This is a genomic window from Nitrosomonas cryotolerans ATCC 49181 (assembly GCF_900143275.1).
GTDB lineage: Bacteria > Pseudomonadota > Gammaproteobacteria > Burkholderiales > Nitrosomonadaceae > Nitrosomonas > Nitrosomonas cryotolerans.
In genome coordinates, this window is the sequence record NZ_FSRO01000001.1 from 1,549,214 (window position 1) to 1,576,132 (window position 26,919).

The following is a 26,919-nucleotide window of genomic DNA, read 5'->3' on the forward strand; positions in this document are numbered from 1 at the left end:
ATGGAATCAGATAGCTTGAAGTCTGGTGGCAGAGACCGGTGTTTCATTGTTAGTCACCAGTCATGCGAACCAGCATCTCATATCACCTCATCGAAAAATACTACCTTACAGGCACTGACTTCTGCAGCGCTGGTTCTACCAGGTCTGTTGTTGCCGCCGGCTCAGGCTGCTGATGTGGGGGCTGACAGTTTCAGCTTCCAATATAGCCGGTTTCAGGAAGGGAAAAGAAAACTTTTTACCGTACCCAATAGCGCTAAACCGATTGAGGCAGAGGTGATTCATGCAAGTGGAAATCTTTCTTTAACGGATCGTGTTAAATTTTCTTTTAACTATACGCGCGATACTTGGTCTGGTGCGACACCGGTTACTACGGCTCCTTTGGCGACCAATGGCAATCGACCTATTCTGAGGAATTTACCTTCCGGAGTTGTTGTAGCAGGCGCTTCTCCTTTTGTGAATACACAGATTCTACTGGATCGACAACTCAATCCGATTAGACAAGATGCTTTGACTGGGCAAATAATTGGTAAGGATACCCGGGCAGTGGAGATTTTATCTTCTGCATCGCCGGAAACGCGTAATGCGGCTGATTTTAAACTAGGTTATGAGTGGAATGAAGCGGCTTTAGATATTGGAGGGGGGCTCTCGCTGGAGAATGATTTCGAATCCCGCTACGGTAACGTGAGCGGACGACTCGATTTTAATCAGAAGCTAACCAGCCTGAAACTGGGGCTGGGTTATACCAGCAGCGATATTTCCGCTATTCTTGACCATGATATTGTACCTTATCTGACTCGAACGGCTTTTGCAAGCCAGATAGAAAGTCGCGGGGGGTCGGAGATATTGCATGGCAGTCGTCAAGACTGGACAAGCCATTTTGGTCTGACTCAGATTCTGAGTAAGCATGCGCTGATCGATGCCAATATTGACTATACCCATAGTACGGGATTCATGGAGAATCCCTACAAGGCGATGACCGTTATCTTTGTTGATCCGGCGTCCCTTAATGATAATCAGAATACGCCGATTGTAGGCGATGTGCGTGCCTTGATTGAGCAACGGCCCAATATTCGTAACCAGTTAGCCATCAGTACGAAATATGTTCAATATGTCAGTAAATTTGATGCAGCCTTACATTTGAACTATAAGTTCTCCTATGACGACTGGGGCATTAATACTAATACATTTTCGGCTGACTGGATTCAACCGCTTGGTCGTGGCTGGACGCTAACACCCAGAGTTCGTTATTACTCGCAGGATGCGGCCAGTTTCTATCAACCGTATCTCTTTTCCCAGCAGTCGTTTAGTAGTCGGGCGGTAGATCAGCTGGGGCGGCAGATATGGGTTGATGTAAATAATCCAGATATGCAGTTTGTGCGTGACGGAAATTTTAATCTGCGCGATAGTAATGGGGATCTGGTTGACGAATCCTTGCTGAATGTACAACCGAAGACCGATACTTTTGATGCGGATAAATTACCGGATAATTTTTCCAGTGATCATCGCTTGTCTGGTTTTGGTTCGTTGAGTGGGGGTTTTGCATTGAATAAAACCTTTGTCAAAGGAATCGAACTGGAAGCCGGTTTCGAATATTATACGCGTGCAAGTTCATTAAAATTAGGTGGAAGTGGCGGAACAGGTTTTGCTGATTTTGATTATTATGTTGCGAATGCTGTCATAAAGATTAATGTGGAGCAGTTGAATTTTTCCACCGATGATAATCATCATCGTTCACATTCAGACCATAATAGTGTGTCAGATCATCATCATGGCGAACATGGGCCGGCGGGCTTGATGTATAGTCATATGCTGGATAAGGCAGGTGATTTTATGTTCGGCTATCGTTTCATGTACAGCCGCCAGGCGGGTAATATGCTGCGTGGTGCCCATCCGGCCAGTGATCAGATGATTGTAGATCTGGGCTGCAGCGATAGTACGCAATGCAGATTTACGCCGACTTATATGAACATGAATATGCATATGCTCAATATCATGTATGCTCCAACTGATTGGCTGAATGTGATGTTGATGCCTAATTTTATGGATATGGATATGGATCTTCGCGCGCTATCTGGACGTCCTGCTGCTATACCTGGTATTCATGAGCATACTGGCATCGCCGGACATGCTACAGGTGGTGTGGGTGATACCGTCATGTCTTCTCTGGTTAAATTGTATGCAACATCCGGGCACCAGCTTCACATGGGTTTGGGACTCAGCGCACCTACCGGGAATGTGGATTTGGAGTTAAGACGTATTTTTCAGATTGATGGTGGACTGATTCATTTTGGCATGCAGTTGGGAAGTGGCACATGGGATTTTCTACCCAGCCTTACCTACACAGGACACAGTAGGCGCTGGTCCTGGGGAGCACAGTTAAATGGTGTCAAGCGCATGGAAGAGCAGAATAAATCCGGTTATCGTTTGGGTGATATGTTTCAAGCCACAACGTGGGGTGGCTACCGTTTGAACCGATGGCTGTCTGCCTCAATACGCGGCATTTATACCTTACAAGGTGCGATTAAGGGCGATTTTAATGTGTTTAATGCTCGTATCGGACCAATGGATTTTCCCACCAATCAGGGCGGGCAATATTGGGATATCGGGTTGGGTTTAAATGTTTCTGTTCCTAGCGGTAAATTTGTCGGTAACAGTCTGGGTGTTGAATGGCTGCAACCCCTGCGCGATGATGTTAACGGTTTTCAATTAGAACGCAAGGGTGCGCTTGCCGCGACCTGGGGCTATAGTTTTTAATTCGGAGAATATTGGCAAGTTTAGAGTTTTATCAATGTGACTTTACAGCGATGGGCACTCCCTGCGCTATTCAACTGTATGCGAAGACACGCAGTAAAGCCAAGTGCGTGGCTGATAAAGCGATTGGGGATGTTCAGCGACTGGAAGCGATTTATTCGCGTTATCGTGAAGATAGTTTTTTATCCGAAATTAATCGTACCGCGGCACTGGGTGGTCGTATATCAGTAGATGCTGAAACGGCCGGATTGTTGGATTATGCAGCAATCTGTTATCGAGAGAGTGATGGGTTATTTGATATTACCTCCGGTATCTTGCGTCGGGCTTGGAATTTTAAATCAGCCCATTTACCTTCCGGTGAAGTCATTCAAAGTCTGCGCGAAAGAGTGGGCTGGGATAAGTTAAGTTGGATTTCACCCATACTGGAATTTCCTATGGCAGGCATGGAGATTGATTTTGGTGGAATAGTGAAGGAATATGCGGTTGATCGTGCTGCTGCATTGTGTTGGGAAGGGGGTATCCAGCATGGCATGGTCAATTTGGGTGGAGACATTAAAATTATCGGTCCTCACGCTGATGGAAATCCCTGGCGTATCGGAATACGCCATCCACGTCAGACCAATGCGGTGTTGCTGACACTACAGCTGTATACGGGCGCTTTGGCCAGCAGCGGCGATTATGAGCGTTGTATTATTCTCAATGGCATGCGCTATGGACACGTGCTCAATCCTAAAACAGGTTGGCCAGTACGGCAAATGGCATCAGTCAGTGTTGTGGGTGATTTCTGTGTTGTTGCGGGCAGTGCTTCGACTATTGGTATGCTTAAGGAAGAGAAAGGACAGAGCTGGCTTGATGAGTTAAATTTGCCACATTTGTGGGTAGATATCAATGGGCAAACCGGTGGTTCGCTGACCAGTACGGCGAGCGATAATGTATATAAAGTTTAATCGAGCCGATGATAATTTTCTTACAGAAAAGCGGGCTAGAATTTATAGCCTCGATGAAGCGCAACGATACCCATTGCCAGATTAAAGTATTCTACACGTTCAAAGCCAACCTGTTCCATGAGCTCCTTTAATGTTTCTTGGGATGGATGTACGCGGATAGATTCAGCCAGGTAGCGGTAGCTTTCCGCATCGTTTGCGATGATTTTACCCATTGTAGGTAATATCTTGAATGAGTAAGTGTCGTATAGAGGGCGCAGGGGCTTCCATATTTTAGAGAATTCTAAAACAATAACAGATCCACCAGGTCGCAATATACGCAACATCTCTTTCAGTGCAATATCCTTATGTGTCATATTTCTGAGACCAAAAGCAACGCTGACACAGTCAAAATAACTATCAGGGAAGGGGAGTTTCTCTGCGTCGCACTGTGTGACGGGCGTCGCTATTCCCGCATTTAGTAATCGATCACGGCCAATAGTCAGCATGGAATTATTGATGTCGGTTAACCAAACCTCACCCTGTTTGCCAACTTGTTTCAAGAACAATGTACTTAAATCTGCTGTGCCACCGGCAATATCCAGCACTCGATCGCCTTTTTTAACACCACTGGTTTCTATAGCAAAACGCTTCCATAAGCGATGTAAGCCCACTGACATGACATCATTCATTAAATTATAACGTTCGGCTACCGAGTCAAATACGCTCGCGACTTTACGTGCTTTTTCTGTTTCAGAAATGGTATTGAAGCCAAAATGTGTGGTTTTTGTCATGATAGTTTATACAATACGTAATTGTGATATCGTTTTCTAATAAGCGAGTGATCAGCTCAGTACTCGTTGAATATGAAGTTACACCGGGTCTGAATAAACAAAATAGTTTATAATTATTTTTCTAATTTCTTTATTGCATTAAGCCACGAGATATTCCGGAATCGTGGGCTTAGCTATTCCTACTTCGCTGCCTTTTGTATGATGAATGAACACATGTAGCGTGCTTTTTTAGATTACAACTAATTATTGCATTTACCCACTATTGGTTCTCGACTGGCACCGACTTGTTCCATCCGCTGCAAATAATGTTGCCACATCTCATCTTGATGAAGGCCGTAGCGATATAATAAATCCCATGAATAAAGCCCAGTATTATGGCCATCCGTAAAGTTTAGCTGGATTGCATAATTTCCTACAGGTTCGATTTGTTTTATATTTACGTTCTTTTTGCCAGCTTGTAATATCTCTTGCCCAGGACTATGACCGCGTACCTCAGCCGAAGGGGAATGGACGCGCAGAAATTCACAAGAAAATTGAAAAGTCTTGCCGTCAGAAAAAGAAATATCAAGCAATCTGGACTGCTGATGTAATTTGATTTCTGTGGGAGTGGGTGTTCCCTTGTTTAGCCCTGCCATGATGCTACACCTCAAACGTACAATGATGCGTGATAATAACCAGCTGAGATTAATCGAGCATCAACATTGTGCAGAAATTATTTGTATGTATTTAAAAGATACATTTCGAAGCCTCTTTATTGTCAATACACCTATTGATAAACTAGAGGCATTTTATGCTTTCAATCTGGTTTTTTTATCATAGAACCATGAGCACATATAAACTACCATAGTTTCTCTTGAAGAAAAAGCTTAATTTATCAAAGTCTCCTAAAAATACCGGAGTTTAGGCCGGGGGGATAAGAAAATGATTTTGGTTTGTCGTCCCGGGCGGTTTTTAAGTAACGGTTATTGAGACGCGAGTAGTCAGCAACATGCAACAGAACCCTTGTCTATCGAAGTCGATCAGTGATGTCGATCGGTTCGAATTCGCTTGGCAGGTTAAATATCCATTATTGTGATATAGGCGTACTTTGATCGGTATGGATAAATAATATTCATATGAGGACGCTATGAACCGCCGCTTGCCGGAGCTGGCTGATGATATAATTGAATACGATGAATTCGGCCTTGACTCAGCCATTCATCACATCATTGTTCGTGACAACCCAGTATGTTGAGTCCAACTGAGCCTCGCTTATTATATTTTGTGATGACACATGCCGAGCAGATATACACACGTAGGCAATGACCTGATCGCGGGGGATGAGCCTATCTTTTTGGAAGATCGTGTAGCCAATGTACATATTTGTGGATTACATAAAAAAGACCGCTGCATAACTGTGTTTTTAAGCTTTTCTGATTACTTGAAACATTGATAAATCAAATATTTAAAAATATTTCCCAGCCCGAGATAGCCAGTTATGCAGCGGTCTTTAAAATATCACCATGAAAATGGGTAAAAATAGATGGGCACAAGCTGTAACAGGATCCGTTATTGTTTTTCTGTTAGTTCCGAGGATCATTCAAACGAAACCTGAATCATGATAGAGAGTGTATGAAGCCTGTGTATTTTTCCACATTCCACATTCCATAATTTTCCAGGATAATATGCAAATTGGCGTTTATATACGCCTTACAGGCAATGTGATGGTATATGTCGACAGATTCAACTTTCTTAACAACTCTTAAATTCTTAATAGAATTTGGCTTAACTCCCATCTTTTGAGATTATTCAAGTGTCTGACTTCTGGCAACGTTTCAGCGGCATTATTTTTGTTACTTTTATAACGGCTTTGTTATGGGCAGCACTGGGTGCAGCCAAGGCGCTCATGTTCTACAGCATCATTTTGTTGTGGCTAGTCATTTATCATCTGCGTAACTTAGCAGCACTGGATCGCTGGTTACAGCTTCCTGAGCTCACTTCATCAACGATACCTGATAGTTCTGGATCCTGGGGTGATGTATTGGCACGGCTAGCCCGCTATGTGCGTCGTCATAGTCAAAGCCAACAGAAACTCAGTATGGCTTTAGAACGCATACAGCGTGCTACTTCAGCGATGCCGAATGGCATTGTGATTCTGAATGAAAAAGACCGTATTGAATGGTGTAATCCAATGGCTGAACAGCATTTAGGCGTGAATCTTAAACTGGATGCCGGTCAGCAGATCACTTATCTGGTGCGCCAGCTACAGTTCGTGGAATATCTAGCCACGCGTGATTATAGCAATCCATTAGTATTAAAACAGATGCACTATCATCAACTGACTCTCTCATTACAGCTGGTTCCTTATGGAGATAAACAGAAATTACTAATCAGTCAGGATATTACGCATCTCGAAAGAATTGAAACGATGCGCAGAGATTTCATTGCCAATGTTTCCCATGAGTTACGAACACCCTTAACTGTAATTGGTGGTTTTCTCGAAACGCTTTCGGAAGAAAACAATACGGATTCTGACGTGCGTCAGCGCGCATTGGCACTCATGTCCGAGCATACTACACGTATGCAACGTCTGGTCGAAGACTTATTAATGTTATCTCGTTTGGAGAATGCGCAGAATATAGTCTCGGAGAAAAATATAAATATCGTGGAAATGTTGCATGATTTATCTCAAGAAGCGGAGTCACTGAGTGCAGGGCGTCACCAGATCAGCCTGAATCTGGCTACGGATGCACAGCTGTTAGGTAGTGAGGATGAGTTACGGAGTGCTTTTGCTAATCTGGTGAGTAATGCTGTCCGCTATACGCCAGAAGGTGGGGAAATCATGCTACATTGGATGATACATGAGGGTCAGGGACTGTTTTCTGTTCAAGATAGCGGCATAGGTATTGGATCCGAGCATATTCCGCGATTGACTGAGCGTTTTTATCGAGTGGATAATAGTCGTTCGCGTGAAACAGGCGGCACCGGTTTAGGGCTTGCTATCGTTAAACATATAGCGAATCGCCACCAAGCACGGCTAGAAATTGTTAGTAGAGTGGGGAAGGGAAGTCGTTTTAATATTTGGTTTCCTGTGAAGCGCTTGATATTGGCATAATGAACTCAGCTACCATCGATTCACGATAATCACCGAATAAAAAAGGGTGTTAGTGTCATTACCAAGGAAAACTGGTGGATTAATTACCAGAGGACGTTGTCGTAATACCCTGCCAATATTTCACTAGTCTGGCAACGAATCAATCGTCGTTATGCTAGGTAATGCGGTCATGAGATTCTTGCTCAGAAAGCAGTACATTTTAGATTTTTACAAAAATCCACCCCAGAGGTTTTTTACCGTTGATTATAAAAGATTAATTTTTCAACTGTTGGAGTTTCGCAAAGATCTCACCTGGTTTATACAGCGGCAAGGAATGAAGCGGTTTTTTGGCATATCTTGTGGCGAGGCCGTGCCGCTACCACCTTCCTTTTATGAAACTTCGGGCTCCATGGAAATGAGTATACTTCAATAGTTGACTGCTCGGATTTGCAGGATCACTGTCGCTTGATGATTGCGGTCCGATTCCAGAAATAGCTGAAGTTTGCAATTGATACCTTATTCATTTATTGTTTGTATATACTCATTCGCTTGCCAGGAAAATTGGATAGTCTTGATAGACGAAAAATCATGAGATGTTTCGTTTGTAGCGTGTGATGTGGCAGCGACAGGATACGTTAAGTGGATAAACAGCATGTGTATTAGGTTTTCAATCCCCAGGCTGGATATCGTTTCGAAAGAAAGGACAACGTAATATGTTTAATTTAGGCGCCATACTGAATCTGGGTTCTACCGAGCCTGTCATAGGCAGAGCATCGATCATTGTTGAATGTTCCAGCAGTGAACTATTTCAATATCTCGGGAATGACCTGTTTCAGAATTATCCCAAATGGTCTCCGGAAGTCAAAGAGCTTGAGCAGATTACGCCTGGCCCGGTGCAACTTGGAACGATAGGCCGGCAAGTGCGCGTTGACCAGGGGCGCCGTTCAGAATCCCGTTTTAAAATATTCGATTATGATAAGGATAAGCGTTTAACCCTTCTTGGCGTATCCGATCCTTTTCGCTGCTCGTATGAATTGCAGGTTATTGATTCTGGCAATTCGACAAAATTGACGTTTACATTTGAGTTGCTTGAGTTGCTGGCGATAATGCGTCCGCTTGAGGGATTAGTGCGTGCTGCCATAAAAGATGGCGCCGAGCGCACTGTTCAGAATATCAAGCGTCTGGTTGAAGCTGAAAAATCCGGATCTGCCTGATCATGGAAGTTTTTAATCAAAAACGAATGAAATAACACGTGTGTATTGATATTGACCCGTTTCATTGATCAAAACATATAAGCAAGAGGAAGCGTGATGATGCAAGATAAAATTCCCAGTATTCAGGTGCCGCAGGTGGATGATCGCCCATTATGGGATGTGATTTTTGCTATTTATGGTTATCCTGCACTGCTCCTGGCGCACCGGCTCAAAGTTTTTCCTTTGCTGGCTGAAAATGCGCGCACGTTGCTAGAGATTTGTGGTGCACTTAATATCCAACAGCGGCCCGCTGAGGCAATATTGACGACGGCGACTGCATTGGGTTTCTTGTCTTTGCAGGATGGGCGCTATTGTTTGACTCCGGTGACTGAAGCATATCTGCTTGAGACAAGCCCAAATTACTTCGGATTTTTTTGGGACATGATGATTGATAATTATCAGGTGAGTTCAATTGCGGGTCTGGAAAAAGCGGTTCTTACCGATTCTCCACAGGCATATGGAGGCGGCGATATTTTTAAATCACATGAAGAGCAAATTAAACTGCTCCGCCGTTTTACCGCCGGCATGCACAGTATCAGCATCACCTCAGCACTGGTCTGGCCAACAATAATGGATTTTTCAGGACATCGCGTCATGCTTGATATTGGGGGTGGTTCAGGCGCGCATTCAATTGGCGCTGCGTTGCGGCTGCCAAACCTGCAGCAGGCATTGCTTCTGGATTTTTCACAAGTGTGCGAAGTGGCCGAAGAATATATTGCCCAGTATGGTTTACAAACTCGTGTCAAAACATATGCTGGCAATATATGGCAGGATCGCTGGCCTACTGCTGATCTTCATTTTTTCTCAAACATGTATCACGATTGGTTGCCGGATAAATGTCATTTTTTGACAGCCAAAAGCTTCGGCAGCCTTGAATCTGGCGGGCGAATAGTCATTCATGAGATGCTCTATAATGACGAAAAAACAGGCCCGTTTACCTCTGCTGCGTACAGCATGATCATGATGGGCTGGACGGAAGGCAGGCAATATTCAGGCCAGGAATTGACCGCCATGTTAGACGAAATCGGCTTTGAGGAAATTCAAATCCATAAAGCATTTGGATATCACAGCATCGTAACGGGTCTCAAACCTTAACACTTCATAAACGTCGGAATTTACGTTGGAATGTACAGGCATTACCTTGGGTAATAATCAATGTTCTTTTCGCAGGTCTCTGGTTTATGAACGTACTGAATCGCCCTGACTTTTCTAGAGGCTTTTTTGTTTGAGTCAAGCCGCACCAGCTGACTCTACCGTTGGCGATAATATACTATTTCAAATTTTGCCGGTGGAATGCTTCCAATCGGCTTTATTTAGACATAAGGGCTTCTTTCTGTATATAAAAAAAGGCTAATATCGATATTCAAATTAGTCCGGCTTGATTGCAAATTTTCCACTTCCCATAAGAAAAACTGTCAAACCGCACAATAAGAAAAAACCTTGTAGCTCGAGCGCCCACCCACCTTGTGCATCCAGGCTTAACAGTTCATCCTGGTGCACTAGAAAGAGCGCAAACAGCATATTACCCACGATCAAAAGCCCACCAAATCGTGCAAAAATGCCTAAAATAATTAACAATGGCGCAACAATTTCTCCCAAAAATACGCCATAAGCTAAATAGGGTGTAAGATCGAAAGTTGCAAGTTGGCCTTTGATGAATTCCAGCGAACCGGGATTAAAAATCTTTGCCATACCATGAAACAATATAAAAATACCGAGTGTCAAACGTAATACCAACTTGCCGAGTGCGTCATTTACACTAAAAATCGCTTTGAGTGTGTTATTCATTCATTTGCTCCTATATTAATGGTTGACAGTTTTTATACTATACCGATTAGTTTCTTCGATATCGATCAGTTTATGGTCAAATCCGAAACTATAAGTTCATTTAGATTGATTCTGTTGCAAAGTTTTCACATGGATTGAGTTGGCGTTCATATAAAACCAGGAGGTGCAACATGGCAAAAGTTCTTATCCTGTATTACAGCATGTATGGTCATATCGAAATTATGGCCAAGGCAGTAGCTGAAGGTGCACGCAACTTCGAGAATACAGAGGTTGTCGTTAAGCGCGTACCCGAGCTTATGTCAGAAGAAGTGGCACGGAAGGTTGGTGCCAAGCTTGATCAGGTGGCACCGATTGCGACAGTGGATGACTTGCCGAATTATGATGCCATCATCTTTGGTACGCCCACGCGTTTTGGCAACATGTGCGCGCAAATGCGCAATTTTCTTGACCAGACAGGCCGATTATGGCTAAGCGGCGACTTGATTGGCAAGATTGGCAGCGTGTTCACGTCCACGGGTACCCAGCACGGCGGACAGGAAACCACGATTACCTCGTTTCATACTACTTTGCTCCATCACGGCATGATCATCGTGGGTGTTCCCTATTCCTGCCAGGAGATTATGAACATGAGTGAAATCACCGGCGGTTCACCCTACGGGGCAAGCACGCTGGCCGGTAGCGATGGCAAACGCCAGCCGTCAGACAATGAAATAAAAATTGCACGCTTTCAGGGTGCTCATGTCGCGCAAGTGGCCGGTAAGCTATGCCGCGAATAGGTCGTTTAGAATGGTGGTACACAGGCTTAACAAAATATTCGCGCTCCTACAATTAAAACGTCTTTCTTTGGCCAGATGGTTAAGCGGGACTCTTCGTTTGTGCGATGCACCGAATACGACCAATTGTTTCTCACGCACGACGTAGTCAATAACATGGCTTACGCCAGGAAAACTCAATGGGCTCGATCCAACATCTGGCCTTGATTTTCTGAAGGCGGGTATTTAACTGACAATCGAATCGCTCTCTGGGCAAATATCTCATGATTACATTATCTAAACTGTCCGCACGGGTAACAAATATCTGTCCGGATTATCTTTAGCCCAGGAGGGTTGCAGATGAAGCGGACAAAATGACTACAGGAGACATGGGCACTTTATTTGTTACCTATAATCCTCAAGGTAATAGATTGACGACTTTGTAGGGTAAGCATATAGTCTTGGCTGTTATGAAAAAAAGACCCTCGGCTATTAACCTTGTTGCACTCGTACTGTTTGTTAATTTATTAACAAACGCAGTTGCGTGGACATTTGTTTTTATGCATGAACTTGACCACCATCATACGTCGCTAACGCAGGTAGAGAATATAGAACATCATCAGCATAACAAGATAGCAGATGATGAGATTCTGGATTCCATAATACATTTAAGTCTTCATGCAGTAGGACAGCATCAGTTTTTCTATTTTACAATTTCCCCCTCATTATCAGCTGTAACAGGTAAAGAAGCCGTGGTTGCATTTATTCCTTTATTTATCCCCGATTCGATTCGGGATTCGCCTTTTCGCCCTCCCCGAAATATTTCCGTCAGCTAGAGCTTCAGGTTAAGCTGGACGCTTGGCTAATTTATCCAAATGAAAAAGCTATTTGAGCCGCTTAGGTATCTTGCCTTTCAAAGGTTGCTGTGCTTTTAGCTGAGTTGGGACTGTTTGTTCATTGCCGGATCCAGCCTGAAACTCTCAATGGTAATCTCATTGCAGAAAACCTGATCTACCAGAGGTTCGTAGAGCGAAGATAGTATGTGAAAAATGCGCCTGAGATTTTCCTTGCTTAAGGATAGTCTCGAGTCCTTACACATTCTGAGCTGTTTATAATATAACCCCGATATAAGTCTGGCGGAGGATTACTCATGAATTATTTTTTATTATTCATGGCATTGTGGCATCGTGCAGTCATTATACTTATTCTTAAGTTCGTTTGTATTTCGCCATCCTTTGCCGAAAATACAACTTCTACAGTATTTTCAAAACAGGATATAAGCAATACTGCACAGTCTTTGGTTAATGATAAGACTGACCTTACATTACGTGATGCGATTCAGCTGGCATTACAACATAATCCGGATTTAGCCGCTTTTGATAAAGAAACACGTGCATTGGGCGGCGTAATCCTGCAAGCAGGCTTGTTGCCAAATCCGCTATTACAAATTGATTCGGAGGATATTGGTACGCGGCCTAATAGCCCGGGCGCGCGATTTGTGTCTATTCGAATTAGTCAATTAATTGAGATGGGTGGAAAACGTACAGCGCGAATTAATTCCGCTTCACTGGGGCAAAAACGGGCCGAGCAGGACTTTGAAACCCGGCGTTTGGATTTGATTGCTCAAGTGGCAAATGTATTTACTGACGTATTGGCGGGCCAGCGGCGATTACAACTCGTAAATGAAAGCCTGGCGTTAGCACAAACGGTGGTTGATACCGTCGCCAAACGTGTACTTAGCGGGAAAGTTCCGCCCATTGAGGAAACCAGAGCGAAGGTTGCATTTGCAACAACAAGAATTGAATTTGAACAGGCGTACCAGAATTTAGAGATTGCGCGTAAACAATTAGCCTTGCTGTGGGGTGAGCCCATGCCAGGATTTGAGCGGGCTCTGGGTGATCTTGAGTCGTTTGTCGCTATTCCAGATTTTAATATCCTTGCTGAGTCTCTTCATTCCAACCCGGCAGCATTAGGTAGTCGGTTAAACCTGGCACAGCGAAAAGCAATACTGGAATTGCAGAAGGCGCAGCGTATTCCGGATATTACGCTTGATGCGGGTGTCAGGCGATTTATGACCACGGAACACCGCCAAGATACGACGGCATTGGTCGGTCTTTCCATACCATTGCCAATATTTAACCGAAACCAAGGTAATATTCTTGAGGCACATGAGCGCGTGGATAAGGCGGAGGACGAATGGGCGGCAACTGATTTGCGGCTAAGAACCTTGCTTGTGCAGGCTTATGAAGCATTAATTGCGGCGCACAATCAAATCAATATGTTGCGTGAAGAGATATTGCCGGGCGCGCGAGAAGCTTCTGTGACTGCACGCAGAGGCTATGAGCTGGGGCGCTTTGGATTCCTGGAAATGCTGGATGCACAGCGTACGTTGTTTCAGAACCAGGCATTATATTTGCAGGCGCTTGCAAACTATCAGCGTCTGGTCAATGAAATAGAACGTCTGATTGCTCAGCCGATTGATAAAGATGCGCGTCAAATAATTAATTAAAGCTTAAGCGCAGACTCAGATTCCTCAAGGAGCAAGTTATGGATAAAACCAATCTAAAGCCGATCATTATTGTGATTGTAATGGGTGTAATAGTGGGCGCGCTGATACTTAGCTGGGACAAAACGGTATCTCGAGATGATGACGCAGGATCAGTTAGTGTTGACGATAGAAACAGCGAAGAGAAAAAAGGTCCAAAAGGTGGAAAGCTGTTTACGACAGATAATTTTAGTGTGGAAGTTACCATTTATGAAAAAGGGGTGCCGCCACAATTTCGCCTTTATCTGTATGAGAATGACAAGCCACTGCCTCCAACCGCTGCCCAAGCTGCGATTACATTGTCGAGGCTTGGTGCTCCGGCACAATTAGTCAAATTTAAAGCGGAGGGTAATTATTTGCTAGGTGATCAAGTGGTTGTAGAGCCTCATTCCTTTGATGCGGCGATTGCAGTTGAGTGGATGGGAAAGACTTTCCATTGGGGTTACAGCCAGATTGAAGCGCGCATAGAAATGTCAGATGAAACGTTGGAAAGTAGCGGTGTTGAAATAGAAACCGCAGGACCGGCCATTCTCCGACCGAAGCTCCAGTTGCCCGGCGTAGTTACTTTTAATCATCATAATATTGTTCGCGTTGTGCCTCGTGTGCCAGGTATTGTCGTTAATGTTGAGCGTCATCTCGGAGGGCAGGTGGAAAAAGGAGAGGTGTTGGCCGTTATCGAAAGCCAGGTGTTGGCGGAATTGCGTAGCCAGTATCTGGCCGCTCAGAAGCGACTGGATTTAGCCCGTATTACTTTTGAACGGGAACAGCAGTTGTGGAAAGAAAAAATCACGGCGAAGCAGGACTACCTTACTGCGCAGCAGTTATCCAGTGAAGCAGAAATAGCGCTGGAACTTGCCTCGGCAAAATTACGTGCGTTTGGAGAGCAGCCGGAAAAGTTAAATCAGGTAAAGAATCTTACCCGTTTTGAGATTCGTGCGCCGATTTCCGGGCTGGTGATTACTAAGGAAATTGCTCGCGGTGAGGTTCTAAAAGAAGACAAAGAAATTTTTACTTTGGCGGATGTTTCGACTATGTATGCTGCACTGACTGTTTATCCCAAAGATTTGAATGTGATCAAAATTGGGCAGACAGCGATCATCAAGGCAGTCGCATCGGATGTGAAAGGGGAAGGGGTTGTGTCCTATATCAGCGCGTTCATCGATGAGCAAACGCGCACCGCTCAAGCGCGCATTACGCTTGATAATAAAGAGAGACAGTGGCGTGCCGGTATGTTTATTAACATTGCGCTAATCGCTGAGGAGATTGAGGTACCTGTCGCGGTATCAATGGATGCGCTGCAGACTCTGCACGACTGGACCGTGGTATTTGGTCGCTATGGTGAATACTTTGAAGCCCGTCCATTGGAACTGGGGCGCAGTGATGGAGAGCAGGTGGAAGTGCTCGAAGGGTTGTCTGCTGGAGAGAAATATGCTGGGGGCAATAGTTTTGCCATCAAAGCCGAGCTGGGTAAGTCTGGTGCGACACATGATCATTAAGCCATAAGCAAAATTAGCCGGCGGAATAAACCAAATTACTCACCCAGGACAAATAAACATGTTTGAACGCATTTTACAACTATCGATAAATCACCGCGGTCTTGTCCTGGTGACTGTGTTTGCAATGGCTTTGTTTGGCGTTCATAGTTATCAGAACCTTCCCATTGATGCGGTACCGGATATCACCAATATACAGGTCCAAATAAATACCTCGGCACCGGGTTATTCGCCACTGGAAGCTGAGCAACGTTTGACCTTTCCGATTGAGATAATCATGGCGGGTCTTCCTGGGCTTGACTATACCCGCTCTATTTCGCGTTATGGTCTGTCGCAGGTTACCGTTGTTTTTAAGGAAGGCACGGATATTTATTTTGCACGTCAATTAGTCAGTCAGCGTATTCAAGAAGCAAAGGGAAAGCTGCCTGTAGGGATAGAGCCTATCATGGGGCCAATCTCCACCGGGCTGGGTGAAATCTTTATGTGGACGGTCGATGCTGAAGCGGGCGCATTAAAGCCGGATGGCAACACTTATAATTCAATGGATTTGCGCGAAATCCAAGACTGGATAATCCGGCCACAGTTGCTTACCGTCAAAGGCGTAACGGAAGTTAATTCTATTGGCGGTTTTGTCAAACAGTTTCATGTTACGCCTTATCCGGAAAAACTAATTTCTTTTGGCTTGTCCTTGCAGGACGTGGTGACTGCGCTGGAGCGCAATAATCAGAATATTGGCGCAGGCTATATCGAGAAAAGCGGAGAGCAATACTTGATTCGCGTGCCTGGGCAGGTGACAAATCTGGATGAAATCGGTGAGATTATCCTGAGTACTCGGCAGAGTATACCGGTGCGCATTAAGGATGTTGCGGATGTCATATTGGGCAAGGAATTGCGCAGCGGCGCGGCTACTCAGAATGGCAAGGAAGTCGTGTTAGGCACCGTTCATATGCTGATTGGAGAAAACAGCCGTACAGTTGCCCAAGCGGCTGCCGATAAACTGACAGAGATTAATCGCAGCTTGCCGGAAGGCATTGTCGCAGCACCGGTTTATAATCGTACTTCATTAGTGGACAAAACCATTCAAACCGTTGCATCCAATCTGTTTGAAGGTGCTGTCCTGGTTATTATAGTGCTATTTTTGTTCCTTGGTAACATCCGTGCGGCCCTGATCGCCGCGCTGGTTATTCCTCTTTCAATGTTATTTACTTTAAGCGGCATGGCGGCAAACAACGTCAGCGCAAACCTGATGAGCCTGGGTGCGTTGGATTTTGGAATTATTGTAGACGGCGCTATCGTGATCATTGAGAACTGTATTCGACACCTAGGAAAAGAACAGGTGCGATTAGGCAGAACACTCACCCTCAGTGAGCGTTTGGTCGTGGTATTTGCTGCTTCCAAGGAAGCACGACAGGCGCTATTTTTCGGGGAATTCATCATTATAATAGTTTATTTGCCAATCTTCGCTCTGTCCGGTGTGGAAGGTAAAATGTTCCATCCAATGGCTTTCACCATTGTGACTGCGCTGCTCGGCGCGTTTATTCTTTCAGTGACGTTTGTTCCCGCCGCAATCGCACTATTTTTAACTGGAAAAATAGAGGAGAAAGAAAGTCGCATAGTCATTTGGTCCAAAAAAATCTATTCTCCCATGCTGACTGCCGCGATGCATAACAAAGGACTGACTATCACACTTGCTGTGGTTATTGTGGTGTTATCAGGTTTGTTGACGACCCGCATGGGCAGCGAGTTTGTGCCGAGTCTTAATGAGGGGGATATTGCACTTCATGCGTTACGGATTCCTGGCACAAGCCTGACGACAGCTGTTGAGATGCAAAATGAACTGGAACGGAAAATCAAGACATTCGCAGAAGTTGAACGGGTTTTCTCCAAAATTGGAACTGCAGAGATTGCCACCGACCCAATGCCACCGAGTGTGGCCGATATTTTTATCATACTGAAACCCCAGGAAGAATGGACGGGCTCATATCGTACCAAGCGTGAATTAATTGCCGCCATGGAGCTGGCTGTAAATGATGTACCCGGCAATAATTATGAGTTTACCCAACCGATACAAATGCGATTTAATGAATTGCTGTCGGGTGTGCGCGCGGATGTGGCGGTAAAAGTATTTGGTGATGATATGGATACATTGCTTTCTGTGGGCGAGGAAATAGAAAGAATCCTGGAGTCTATTCCCGGTGCGGCCGACGTAAAAATAGAACAGCTAACAGGATTGCCGACGCTCTCTATTCAAATGAATCGTATAAAAATGGCACGCTATGGTTTGAATGTGTCTGATGTGCAAAATGCTATTACGATTGCGATAGGCGGTATGAGTACTGGCCTCATTTATGAAGGTGATCGCCGTTTCGAATTACAAGTTCGACTGCCGGAGCAGCTGCGTGTTGATATCGAAACATTTAAGCGTTTGCCACTAACACTGCCTGGAACGCCCGTGCTTCCCGGTATGCCAGCGAATGTAACCACCTATCTTACGTTGGGTGAAGTTGCTGATTTTAATATTATTGAAGGGCCTAATCAGATTAGCCGTGAAAATGGAAAACGCAGGGCCGTCATTAGCGCAAATGTTCGCGGACGGGATCTCGGCTCTTTTGTTAATGAAGCGCAAGGACGGATTGCTGAGCAAGTGCAGATTCCAGCGGGATACTGGATAATGTGGGGAGGACAATATGAGCAGCTGGTTTCCGCTACCGAGCGTCTTCAAATCGTTGTGCCGGTTGCACTGGGTTTGATTTTCATCTTGCTCTACCTGATGTTCGGGAATTTTCGTGATGGGCTAATTGTATTTACTGGTGTTCCATTTGCACTGTCTGGCGGCGTAGTGGCTCTGTGGTTACTTGATATTCCTTTTTCCATCTCTGCAGCAGTGGGCTTCATTGCTCTTTCTGGTATAGCCGTATTAAATGGAATCGTCATGTTAACGTTCATTCGTAACTTGCGAGAGAAAGGCTATGCGCTTAATGATGCGATAGAACAAGGCGCTTTGACGCGACTGCGTCCGGTGTTGATGACGGCTTTGACAGATGCGATCGGTTTCGTTCCCATGGCGATAGCCACCAGTATAGGCGCAGAAGTGCAGCGACCTTTGGCTACCGTCGTTATTGGGGGTATTTTATCTGCGACTGCGTTAACCCTGCTAGTACTACCTGTTTTATATCAATTGGCACATAGAAAAAATATCCCTAATGTAATAAGTGTGCACGATTAGAGTTTGAGCCTTATTGACCAGGCTATGTCATCGTTAAGTTTGAAAAAGTATAAGGCATTCTATCTTGATCTATTTAAATATTACCGGCTATCTCTATCTCTATCTCTATCTCTATCTATGACGTATTTGAGGTCGTTGAGGAATGATGTTGTGCAGGTATAAAACGTACCTCCGCCATCAAACCAATAATCAGCAAAAAATAGAATAAAAAGCTGAGACGTGGTTCATCATTCCAGCTATTGAGTAGACCTATTACCAGAAAAGCGATAAAAGAAGCAAATAGGACTAAACTCAATTTGTCGTTGCGCCATGCACATGATGACCAACGGATCAGTGCATAAATAATCAGTGAAAATAAACAAATGAGGCCGGGCCAGCCTTGTTCAAAAAATATATTTAAATAGAAATTCTCAATATGCCATGGCCAATAGTTATCGACAGAAAAAAACCAGTGATGCATTGCTTCAGAAAAATCACCATTGCTGATTAGATTTTTACCAGTAAGATCCCGTAAGGCGATATTATCAATGTCTACAATGGTATCGACATTGCTGTTTTTTAACGATAATTTAACTGGTCGCCGCATTTGGCTGCCAGGCGGGCCAAAATGCCGAGTATAGATCTGGGTTTCATATCGGGCCCAATGTCCAGCGGATGATTTGAGATGCAGGGATACCGGAATGCAGGTATATGAGTACAATAATGATTTTTCACAAATAAAAATTGTTAAGGTCGCATTTTCAGTGTTAGCTCGTAAGTCCAGAGTGAGTTGATATCTTTGTTCTGGCAAAACGGCTACTGATTGTTCGAAATATAGGGCATCTCCACTACCCAGTCGCAGAAATTGATTGTTACTTTCAGAAGAAAAAGTATAAGTAGCGGGACGAGTAGGGGAATCTGAACTCCAGAAATAGGCCGCTGGAAATGAGCCCGGGCCGGCACCAAAGACTGAGGTATCTTGCAACCGAAGAATATCCAGTACTTTCGCCCAATGATTTGTGCGTTTAATGATATCTTGCTCAATAGTAGCCCAGCGCGACTGACTATATTGCCCCCCAAAGATTGGCCAGGCTACAGCTATTATGATGCATATGAGTGAAATGGTCGTGCCGATATTAATAAAACGCCGCATATGTGTTTGTAATATCAGTTTTATAAAGCCAAAAATAACAATAATAGTGGTCAGTATGAATGCAGCCTGCCCGGTGCGTGAGAAGGTCACCATAATGCTATAAGTACCTAGACTAAATAAACAGGCGGCTGCTATTGAAGTACGCATACGCCGTTGTTGCCAGACCCACAGCGCTACAAATGGTAATGTAACTGCTAAATAAGTTTCGATATAGGCCCCGCCGACATGCATCCCCGGAAAAGGTCCAGTAATACGATAATGTGTTGTAAAATTGAAGAGTCCAGAAAATGTTGCACGCTCCCAGAGTACGTACAAAACAACACCTAATAAACCAAGCGTCATACCCAAGGCCAGCTTCTGTATGGCCTGTTCAGGTTTATTCCATTCCTTAACCAATAGCGGAATAAAGGCGAGTGCAAAGAATAAGCCTTTCGCAACACGAAATGCGTTATAGGGGCTGTGATAATGACTAAAAGCATTAGAGTCGGGTGCGGTGAGCGGTAGTATGCTAATACCTAGGCTGATGACCGCAGACAATGTGAATAATGACAGTAAGAGCCCGGGTAGTCGATTAAATGCGGGCTGGATATATCGATCTGGATGTAAACGTAAATAACCAATTCCGATGGTTACCAGAAGCAGCGTGTCATATGTGGTCCAGAACAGGCGCCCGCTCCAGGGGGTTAAATCGAGCAAAGGCAGTAAGGCCAATACCCATACTAACCACCAATCCGATCGCCACCAGAGTAATGCCGCATAAATGGTCAGTGCCACTGGAATCCATATTGTGCTGAGCGGACTAGAGAGTGCGGCAGTAGTTGCAATACACAACGTTAGAATGCCGAGTATTTTAATCCCGGTAATTGATTGTGTGACCGAGGCTAACTCCTGATGCATCAATCCGGATGTAATGGGTATGTTTGTGGTTGGCGAAAACATGAGATTTAACAAGTGATAAGCTATCGCTGCGGCGGCTGCTGCGATCCAGATATCGGTTGGATCGGGATGTAAGCCTGATACGAAAAGCTTGCCGGTTTCAGCTAAACACGCCAAGGTGGCAGCGATCACAGCAGACCAGATAGGCCCATGTTGCCATTTATCTGCAGATTCGCTCCAATGCCATAGCCAGAATCCAATGCCAATAGGTAGATAGAGTCCGGTTTGGAATAACAGACTGATTAATGCGACTGTTTCGGTACTGTAATAATGATAATAGAATGGCAGGAAGTGTGTCTGTGTGAGTCGCAGCCATCCTTCAGATAAACTAAGCCAGTCGCCGGAAAACCAGCCACTTACCCAGGTTAATGCGGCAAGATAAGGGATAATGCCTAGCATTAACAGGCTCCGCGTTTTTTGACGAAGATTACGCCAGTCCTGATTACGCACTAATTGGATTAATTTTACTCCCAGCAGCATGCCGATTATTCGCGAGACTATTGATGCACCTTGGCTGATGCCAGATACAATGGTGAGTTGTAAAGTCTCGATCAATATACCCAATGCAGCTCCTACCATGGCTGCGAGGAAGAATGATGGGTGTTGCTTTGATCCGAAAATAAGTAATGCTATCGGTATGACAATCAATACTTCTGGGATTAACCGCCCTATGCAGGTTGTGCCGCAATGAGGTATAAATAGCCAACCTAGTGATTCTGATGCTAGTTTTATCTGCCATTCATCTGCCGATAGTAAAAAATCATAAGGAAACAGACTTAATCCAAGGTAGATGAGAGTATAGATAATTAATACAGTCTGGCGGGCCTTGATTCCACCTCGGGAGATTGCCTGAGCGTGCGACACACACCATGGGCCAGCTATCAGCCATAGCCCGATACCGATAACGGATCCACTGAATTCGGCGAATATATCGTTTAGTGATACTGTGCGCGGCTGAAAAAATTGCTGAGTAAATTCAATACTCACTATAACCGCTGTTATGAATAAAAGTGATAATACAATGCGTATCAATATGATCACGGGGTGGTCGTGTTGTTGAACTAACCATCCGCAAATCAGAAAACCAAAAGGAATATACAGCAATAAGTTAGCGACCAAGTCGGCACGATTATCGGTACCTAGCTTGAGCAATGGAATCTGCTGGAATTTTTCTAGTGCGGTGGCGAATGCCAGATTGTTCCACTGAAATGGTATTAAGCTGCCATATACGATAACGAAGAGATAGAGTAAAGCTAGTTGGACGAGTATTGTTCTGTTGATGTGTTGGTGTTGCCACAATGCCTTCTCTGTTAGCGGTATATGTGTTTGCATGTGATACCCTATTATTCAATCAGGCTAAAGATAAGATGATCTATTGCTTAACCATAAGTATCTGGTACATAACGAACATAGTCACTGTGTTGCAAAGAACACGACCAGGTAGCGGCGTCTTTGTCTTTTTGTGTGGTCGTATGTGTATCATATCATCAGCATGACTGATAAGTGATTATGTAAGATAAAACTATTTTTATTTTGAGTGGGAAATACATATGAATGTCGATAAACGGGATGATCGCCGATAAGAGAGTAATTTTGCCTTCTTTATATGATTCTAAATTTCTGGTTATGGCTAATCTGATTCTGAAAATGGTATGATTCTGCCTTTCGCTATTTAAATAGTGTCTACAGCTAAACAGTCATGCTCTGGATTAAATCTTTACATATTATTTTCATGGTTACCTGGTTTGCAGGTTTATTTTATTTGCCGCGCTTGTTTGTCTATCATGCGACGTGTGACGACCAATCGGGTAAGGAGCGTTTTAAGATAATGGAGCGAAAGCTTTATTACGGTATTATGACGCCGGGCGCAGTACTAACCATCATCTTTGGCATGTGGTTATGGCATGGCTATGGTTTTTCCGGTAGCTGGCTATATGCCAAACTCATATTAGTTATATTACTGGTTATTTATCACTACTATTGTGGCAGATTTGTTGCTGCTTTCAAAAATGACCGTAATCAGCATAGCCATGTGTATTACCGCTGGTTTAATGAATTTCCAGTGGTTATCCTGTTTGCCGTGGTGATACTGGTGGTTGTGAAGCCCGTGTTGTTCTGATTCGTAGATGTGATGTAGCGCTTCACTCTTATTTATTCAGTCATCATTATTTGATCTGGAAATAAGACATCAGTAAAACCAAAGGTACGAAAATCAGTTATTCGCATCGGATAAAGAATGCCTTGCAGATGGTCGCATTCATGTTGCACAACGCGCGCATGAAATCCGTTCACGCAACGATCTATATGCTGGCCGTATTGGTCCATTCCCTGATAGCGTAATTCGGTAAAGCGAGGTACCTTGCCGCGCATTCCTGGTACACTTAAACAGCCTTCCCAATCTTCCTCCATTTTCTTTGTCAAGGGGGTGAGTATCGGATTAATCAATACGGTAAAGGGAACTTCTTCTGCATCCGGATAGCGTGGGTTTTTCTCAATACCAAAAATAACTACCTGCAAACTAACACCTATCTGCGGTGCTGCGAGGCCCGCACCATTAAGAGACACCATAGTGTCAGACATATCCTGAAGTAGATTATTTAATTCCGGTGTATTAAATGTTTCGATCTTGTTTGCTACTTGTAGCAAACAGGGATCGCCCATTTTTAAAACAGATTTAATTGCCATTATATTTTGCCGCTTGTTGAAGAATATTTCTAACATTGACCATTGCTTTCTCCAGAATAGCATAGACCTCCGCCAGTGGAATAGCCAGTACACTAGAACCCCTGCCCGCAGCATGATTGGCAACGACAGCAATGGTTGCGTAGCATAAACCCAACTCCTTGGCCAAAGCTACTTCAGGCATGCCGGTCATACCGACCATATCAGCACCATCACGCTCCAGACGATTAATTTCTGCGGCTGTTTCTAGCCGTGGCCCCTGTGTTGCGGCGTAAACGCCCCCATCAATAACTGCTTCGTTAGCCTGTTTCGCAGCTTCAAGAATATAGTCGCGCGTTATCTGACAATAGGGATATGTAAAATCGGTATATGTAATGGGCTGTTCAGTACCCTCAAAAAAAGTAAATTTACGGCCATAGGTATAATCGATAATCTGATCAGGAATAACCAGCATACCCGGCTTGAAATCAGCATGGATACCGCCCACTGCTGCTACTGCGATAACATGTTTTGGTTTAAGTGAGTTCAATGCCCAGATGTTGGCACGATAATTTACCGCATGTGGCGGGATAATATGACCATGACCGTGTCGCGCCAGAAATACGATTTCATGATTATTGATTTTTCCGAAAGTCAAAGGCCCTGATGGTTCACCATAGGGCGTACGTATAATCTGTCGATGCGATATTTCAAGACAGGGAAGTTGGGCCATACCACTACCACCGATCACTGCGAGCATATTTTCTCAAAATTATTGTTTGATGGCATAGATTGCCGGTAAGTTTCGCCATGCGCCCTGAATATCCATTCCAAAACCAAATAGATAGCGATCTGGCAGCGTAACACCGACAAAATCAGCCTGGATCGGTTTAGGTTTACTTATTTCCTTATCAACAAAGACAGCGCTGTAAAATGCTGTTGCACCAGAACGCATGACCTGTTCACGGATTGTCGCAAGTGTCACTCCTTTGTCAAGAATATCATCTATTATCAGTACGACTCTCCCTTTCAGGTTTTCACGCGGTAATACTTTCCATTGTGTTTGACCGGGGTGTATTTCATTATTGTAACGTGTGATATGAAGATAATCGAAATTAAGCGGAAAATTCAATAGCGGTAATAACTGGCCGGTAAATACGACAGCGCCTCCCATCACACATAAAACCAAGGGATACTGGTTTGATAGTGACGCTGTGATCTCCTGTGCCATACGGTTAACCGTTTCAGTGATAGCGGCCGCAGAATAAATCTGCTCTGCCGTATCCATTATTCGGTGGGCTTCTTGAAGAGAGAGCATATGTATTATTGTGTTAGAATGAATGAAGCAATGTTTGTAGACCGGCTTCATCGAGAATAGCGATGCCCAATTCAATCGCTTTGTCGTATTTGCTGCCCGGATCAGTACCAACAATAACATAATCTGTTTTTTTCGAGACACTGCCTGTTACTTTTCCGCCTTGCGTTTCGATTTGTTTTTTAGCGGCTTCTCGGGTTATCCCGATTAAAGAGCCTGTTAACACAAAAGTCTTTCCGCTGACCGCCATATTTTCGACCATGAGTGTTGGGAATGTTCTATTTTCTTCCCAATATACGCCACTGAAACGCAATTGCTCAATTACCTCACGATTATGTTGTTCAGCAAAGAAGTCGGTAATGCTTCGAGCAACGATGGGACCGATATCTGGTGTTTGCTGTAAATGTTCAATATCCGTATTCATTAAGTGGTCAAGGCTACCAAAATGTCGTGCAAGTGCTTTAGCGGTTGTTTCACCAACGTTACGAATACCCAGCGCATAGATAAAACGTGATAATGTAGTACGCTTGCTTTTTTCGATAGCCTTAATAAGGTTGTCCGCTGATTTTTCTGCCATTCGCTCTAAATTGTGAAGTGCTGTGATACCTAATTTGTAGAGATCAGCCGGGGTTCGCACAATCGCATTATCCACCAGTTGTCCCACCAGTTTGTCACCTAATCCCTCAATATCCATTGCCCGCCGTGCAGCAAAATGGACAATGGCTCGTTTCTGTTGTGCTGGGCAAAAAAGTCCTCCCATGCAACGTACAGGGGTTTCTCCTGGTAAACGTATCGCTTTGGCGCCGCACGCTGGGCAGTGATCAGGCATGATAAATGGTTTGCTCAGGGGAGAGCGTTGCGCCATGGCTACTGAGACTATTTCAGGAATCACATCGCCTGCTCGTCGTACGATGACGGTATCACCGATCCTGATGTCTTTACGTTTGATTTCATCGGCATTATGCAGCGTCGCATTGGTCACAGTAACGCCTCCCACAAATACCGGTTCTAGCCGTGCAACCGGCGTCAGGGCCCCGGTTCTGCCAACTTGTATATCGATAGCCAATAGCCGGGTGGTCATTTCCTGAGCCGGAAACTTATGCGCCAGTGCGAAGCGAGGTGCACGTGATATATACCCTAATTCCTTTTGTTGGCTTAATGAGTTGACTTTATATACCACGCCGTCTATATCGTAGGGCAGTCGGTCACGCATTGCTCCGATTTTACGATAAAACTCAAATAATGCGGGGAATCCTGTTACCGTTTGATATTCACGCGCTATCGGAAAATGTAAGGTAGCCAGATACGCCATAATATGACTATGCTTGTCATCGGGTACCATTTCGCCTTCATAGACACCAATGCCATATGCAAAAAATGTCAGCCGACGGGTTGCAGTGATTGCTGGATCTAGCTGGCGCAGCGATCCAGCCGCTGCGTTACGGGGGTTGGCAAATTCTTTGATCCCCTTTTCACGCTGCTGTTGATTAAGTCTATTAAAATCAGTTTTAAGCATTACCACCTCACCACGTACTTCCAGCAAAGCTGGCGCGGTTTCAGTGGGTAGGCGTAATGGTATGGACTTAACGGTACGTAAATTGAGTGTAGTATCTTCACCTGTATAGCCGTCACCCCGGGTTGCGCCCGTTATAAAGATGCCATTTTCATAACACAGGCTTACTGCCAACCCATCGAATTTGGGTTCTACTGCATATTCCACGCAATCTATGCCAAGGCTTTCACGTACACGTCGATCAAAGGCCTCCACTTCGATATCCTCAAAAGCATTGCCAAGTGAGAGCATCGGAGTGCGGTGGGTAATCTGGGAGAACTCACTGAGAGGTGCTGCTCCTACGCGCTGAGTCGGTGATTCAGCTGTAATCCATTCGGGATGGCATTGCTCGTATTGTTGTAATTGACGAAATAACTTATCGTATTCGGCATCGGTAATACTCGGATTATTCTTGGCAAAATAGCGATTATTATGCAACTCGATGACAGTGCGTAATTCCTCTAGCTGTTGTTGAGTAATTTCATTTTTTTTATTCATGACAGTACTTTCATCTAGTCATATTTGAGGGTTATTAAGTGCGCCAGGTACCGTTGGGGTTGAGATCGTGGTTCAGTGATATGAATGACTGTTAATATAAAGGAAAGAAAGACGGCGATCAGTTCCTCAATTTATTGAGGTAAATTGTGTTTGGTTATTTACACGACACCGCAGTCATATTGTGAATTTCTACTGTATCGTGGTTTACAAATAAATTTAAACATGAT

19 protein-coding genes are annotated in these 26,919 nt (G+C 44.4%); 11 read left to right on the forward strand and 8 right to left on the reverse strand.

Going from position 1 to position 26,919, the window contains the following annotated elements; all coding sequences use genetic code 11:
* Both BUQ89_RS06955 and BUQ89_RS06960 read left to right on the forward strand, forming a co-directional pair.
* A complete protein-coding gene (locus tag BUQ89_RS06955) occupies positions 1-2,754 on the forward strand; it encodes a DUF3570 domain-containing protein (protein ID WP_028461106.1) in 2,754 nt (917 codons plus the stop codon).
* 11 nt (positions 2,755-2,765) lie between these two features.
* On the forward strand, positions 2,766-3,698 hold the full coding sequence (locus BUQ89_RS06960; protein ID WP_028461105.1) for an FAD:protein FMN transferase: 933 nt from the start codon (positions 2,766-2,768) through the stop codon (positions 3,696-3,698).
* Positions 3,699-3,733: 35 nt separating this feature from the next.
* On the opposite strand, the gene ubiE is transcribed toward BUQ89_RS06960, so the two are convergent.
* Complete coding sequence (gene ubiE, locus BUQ89_RS06965; RefSeq protein WP_028461104.1) at positions 3,734-4,468, reverse strand: bifunctional demethylmenaquinone methyltransferase/2-methoxy-6-polyprenyl-1,4-benzoquinol methylase UbiE; 735 nt, start codon at positions 4,466-4,468, stop codon at positions 3,734-3,736.
* 239 nt (positions 4,469-4,707) lie between these two features.
* Positions 4,708-5,103 (reverse strand): gamma-butyrobetaine hydroxylase family protein, encoded by a 396-nt coding sequence (locus BUQ89_RS06970; protein WP_028461103.1) that lies wholly within the window; start codon positions 5,101-5,103, stop codon positions 4,708-4,710.
* Between the two features lie 1,157 nt (positions 5,104-6,260).
* On the opposite strand from BUQ89_RS06970, the gene phoR reads away from it, so the two are divergent.
* The 3 genes from phoR to BUQ89_RS06995 all read left to right on the forward strand — a co-directional run bounded on the left by phoR (position 6,261) and on the right by BUQ89_RS06995 (position 9,889).
* Complete coding sequence (gene phoR, locus BUQ89_RS06980; RefSeq protein ID WP_028461101.1) at positions 6,261-7,562, forward strand: phosphate regulon sensor histidine kinase PhoR; 1,302 nt, start codon at positions 6,261-6,263, stop codon at positions 7,560-7,562.
* A 692-nt stretch (positions 7,563-8,254) separates the two neighbouring features.
* The gene (locus BUQ89_RS06990) at positions 8,255-8,755 is read left to right on the forward strand and encodes an SRPBCC family protein (protein ID WP_036572780.1); all 501 of its coding nucleotides are present in this window, start codon (positions 8,255-8,257) and stop codon (positions 8,753-8,755) included.
* A gap of 96 nt (positions 8,756-8,851) precedes the next feature.
* Positions 8,852-9,889, forward strand: a complete 1,038-nt coding sequence (locus BUQ89_RS06995) for a methyltransferase (RefSeq protein WP_028461098.1) — start codon at positions 8,852-8,854, stop codon at positions 9,887-9,889.
* A 273-nt stretch (positions 9,890-10,162) separates the two neighbouring features.
* On the opposite strand, the gene BUQ89_RS07000 is transcribed toward BUQ89_RS06995, so the two are convergent.
* Positions 10,163-10,582, reverse strand: coding sequence for a DoxX family protein (locus BUQ89_RS07000; RefSeq protein ID WP_028461097.1), 420 nt, complete (start codon positions 10,580-10,582; stop codon positions 10,163-10,165).
* A gap of 170 nt (positions 10,583-10,752) precedes the next feature.
* Between BUQ89_RS07000 and wrbA the strand changes: the two genes are divergently transcribed.
* The 5 genes from wrbA (at position 10,753) to BUQ89_RS07025 (ending at position 18,598) form a co-directional block, all read left to right on the forward strand.
* Positions 10,753-11,358, forward strand: coding sequence for an NAD(P)H:quinone oxidoreductase (gene wrbA, locus BUQ89_RS07005; protein WP_028461096.1), 606 nt, complete (start codon positions 10,753-10,755; stop codon positions 11,356-11,358).
* 437 nt (positions 11,359-11,795) lie between these two features.
* Positions 11,796-12,170: a hypothetical protein gene (locus tag BUQ89_RS07010; protein WP_178377643.1), complete on the forward strand. Its 375-nt coding sequence runs from the start codon at positions 11,796-11,798 to the stop codon at positions 12,168-12,170.
* Between the two features lie 314 nt (positions 12,171-12,484).
* Positions 12,485-13,843: a TolC family protein gene (locus BUQ89_RS07015; protein ID WP_028461094.1), complete on the forward strand. Its 1,359-nt coding sequence runs from the start codon at positions 12,485-12,487 to the stop codon at positions 13,841-13,843.
* Positions 13,844-13,881: 38 nt separating this feature from the next.
* A complete protein-coding gene (locus BUQ89_RS07020; protein ID WP_028461093.1) occupies positions 13,882-15,375 on the forward strand; it encodes an efflux RND transporter periplasmic adaptor subunit in 1,494 nt (497 codons plus the stop codon).
* A gap of 58 nt (positions 15,376-15,433) precedes the next feature.
* Positions 15,434-18,598, forward strand: a complete 3,165-nt coding sequence (locus BUQ89_RS07025) for an efflux RND transporter permease subunit (RefSeq protein WP_028461092.1) — start codon at positions 15,434-15,436, stop codon at positions 18,596-18,598.
* A 115-nt stretch (positions 18,599-18,713) separates the two neighbouring features.
* Here the strand turns inward: BUQ89_RS07025 and BUQ89_RS07030 are convergent, their stop codons facing one another.
* Entirely contained in the window at positions 18,714-21,998 is a 3,285-nt protein-coding gene (locus BUQ89_RS07030; protein WP_051537544.1) for a VanZ family protein, read from the reverse strand.
* A gap of 367 nt (positions 21,999-22,365) precedes the next feature.
* Here BUQ89_RS07030 and hemJ point away from each other — a divergent pair, with 367 nt between their 5' ends.
* The gene (hemJ, locus tag BUQ89_RS07035) at positions 22,366-22,785 is read left to right on the forward strand and encodes a protoporphyrinogen oxidase HemJ (protein ID WP_028461090.1); all 420 of its coding nucleotides are present in this window, start codon (positions 22,366-22,368) and stop codon (positions 22,783-22,785) included.
* A 32-nt stretch (positions 22,786-22,817) separates the two neighbouring features.
* Here hemJ and def read toward each other — a convergent pair whose 3' ends face one another.
* The 4 genes from def to ligA are packed head-to-tail and all read right to left on the reverse strand — an operon-like array spanning position 22,818 to position 26,692.
* Complete coding sequence (gene def / locus BUQ89_RS07040) at positions 22,818-23,351, reverse strand: peptide deformylase (RefSeq protein WP_028461089.1); 534 nt, start codon at positions 23,349-23,351, stop codon at positions 22,818-22,820.
* Positions 23,341-24,087 carry an S-methyl-5'-thioinosine phosphorylase gene (locus tag BUQ89_RS07045; protein ID WP_028461088.1) on the reverse strand — a complete coding sequence of 249 codons (747 nt, stop codon included), beginning with the start codon at positions 24,085-24,087 and terminating at the stop codon, positions 23,341-23,343. Before BUQ89_RS07045 ends, def begins: the two co-directional genes overlap by 11 nt.
* A 12-nt stretch (positions 24,088-24,099) precedes the next feature.
* The gene (locus tag BUQ89_RS07050; protein ID WP_028461087.1) at positions 24,100-24,645 is read right to left on the reverse strand and encodes a hypoxanthine-guanine phosphoribosyltransferase; all 546 of its coding nucleotides are present in this window, start codon (positions 24,643-24,645) and stop codon (positions 24,100-24,102) included.
* A gap of 13 nt (positions 24,646-24,658) precedes the next feature.
* A complete protein-coding gene (ligA, locus tag BUQ89_RS07055) occupies positions 24,659-26,692 on the reverse strand; it encodes an NAD-dependent DNA ligase LigA (protein WP_028461086.1) in 2,034 nt (677 codons plus the stop codon).
* Between the last annotated feature and the right edge of the window lie 227 nt (positions 26,693-26,919).